The following is a 1,734-nucleotide window of genomic DNA, read 5'->3' as shown; positions in this document are numbered from 1 at the left end:
TGATCGACGTCCCACGCGCGAAACACCTTGGCCATGAGCCGAGTGAATCATCCTCCCGATCCGCCGTCGAGGGAATTACTCGGACAGGCTCCTAGCTGTCTGGATGTGAGACCTCCATAGCATCTTCAACGATGCGGAGGGCTTGTTTGATGAGACGGGGACTGGGTGGTCTGTAGGTTGGGTTGGCCAATGCGGGATCGGCTTCCAGACGCTGACGCAGCACCATTTCGGGCGAGAGCCCGTTCAGCACGCGCTGCCGGCGGCCGGTGTAGGCGGCGTTGAAGCCGCGCAGCACGATCTCCAGGTCGGCGTGGCTATAGAGCGTGATGCCGAGCACCTCCCGCTGGACGCGGCCGTTGAAGCGCTCGACCATGCCGTTTGTTTTGGGTGTGTAGGGGCGCGTCTTGCGATGCTGCACACCGTGCCGCTCGCAGGCGTCCTCGAACGCATCGGCCGTAAGGCAGGAGCCGCGGTCAGTGAGCACGTGCGTGACCTTGAACGGAAAAGCCCCAAGGGCGTCTGTCAGGAAGGCCACCGCCGAGGCGGTGGTCTCGTCGTTGTCAGGCGACAAGGCAAACTGGTTCTTCCGCAGGTTCGGTGCTGAGCGCCTTGTGAAGCGTTGATCCCTGGGGTGGCGGAGGGAGAGCGCGATGCGGATCTCGAACCCGTTATTGCCCTCGGTTTCAGAAGGTGTGCAGGTCGACGAGCTTGCGCTGAACGCCGATGCGCTGACGATCACGGCCAGGACGACCGCAGCCCGCGCAGCCTGCCCGCAGTGTGGGCGATGGTCGGCCCGGGTGCATAGCTCGTACTGGCGAACCCTGAAGGACCTGCCCTGGCAGGATCGCTCGGTCACGTGGCGGGTGAAGGTGCGCCGCTTCCGCTGCAGCCATTGTCCGGGCCGCATCTTTGCCGAGCCTGTTCCCGGCCTCGCCCGTGCGAGGGCACAGCGCAGCGATCGCTTGGCCGAGGCGCAGACCGATATCGGCATGGCGCTCGGCGGCGAGGCCGGCGCCCGCTTGTCGCGACGGCTTGCCATGCCGGTCAGCGGCGACACCGTCCTGCGGCTGATCCGCCGTTGCAAGAGCGCAGGGTGCGCGTCCGCGCGTGTGGTCGGGATCGACGACTGGGCTTGGCGGCGGGGCCGGCGCTACGGCACGATCGTCTGCGATCTGGAACGGGGTCGCGTCCTTGATCTCCTGCCCGGCCGCGCCTGCGAGCCCGTGCGGGATTGGCTTGCTGCGCATCCCGGCATCGCCGTCGTCAGCCGGGATCGAGCGGGGCCGTACGCCGAGGCTGCGCGGCTCGGCGCGCCGCAGGCGATCCAGGTCGCGGACCGCTGGCACCTTCTCGCCAACGCTTCCGAGGCGCTGCGTTCACGCGTCGAGCGGCATCAGGCAGAAATCCGGGAGGCCGCCCGCCAGGCAGCGTTCCAAGACGCTCCAGCCGCCATGGTCGCGCTCGCTCCTGCTGACCTGCCTCCGGAGCAGGATAATGGGCACGGGGGCAGCCGGCGACGACAGCGCTGCGAGGCGGCGCTACGCCTGCACGGTGAGGGCGTGGCGATCAAGACGATCGCGCGCACGCTCGGCGCCTGTCAACGCCGAGTGCATCATCCTCAGATCCGCCGAAGCAAAAATCCCCACTCCCGTGGGTCAGGCCGCATTGGGGTCGGGCTCGTGACGCATTGGCGGACGACCGCGGCGCTTGGGGGCCGGCGGCGGCGTGATCGTC

The 1,734-nt window shown here is 68.0% G+C and carries 2 protein-coding genes; one reads left to right on the top strand and one right to left on the bottom strand.

Annotated elements, in window-relative coordinates; all coding sequences use genetic code 11:
- Positions 1–91: 91 nt before the first annotated feature.
- Positions 92–571: an integrase core domain-containing protein gene (locus H288_RS35505; protein WP_020096595.1), complete on the bottom strand. Its 480-nt coding sequence runs from the start codon at positions 569–571 to the stop codon at positions 92–94.
- 100 nt (positions 572–671) lie between these two features.
- Between H288_RS35505 and H288_RS33440 the strand changes: the two genes are divergently transcribed.
- A partial coding sequence (locus tag H288_RS33440) for an ISL3 family transposase (protein WP_245274596.1) occupies positions 672–1,734 on the top strand: 1,063 nt, incomplete at its 3' end.

This window comes from Methylobacterium sp. 285MFTsu5.1 (assembly GCF_000383455.1).
In the GTDB taxonomy this organism is placed as follows: Bacteria; Pseudomonadota; Alphaproteobacteria; order Rhizobiales; family Beijerinckiaceae; genus Methylobacterium.
Note: the sequence above shows the minus strand (reverse complement) of the source record. Positions and strands in the feature narration are given on the sequence as shown.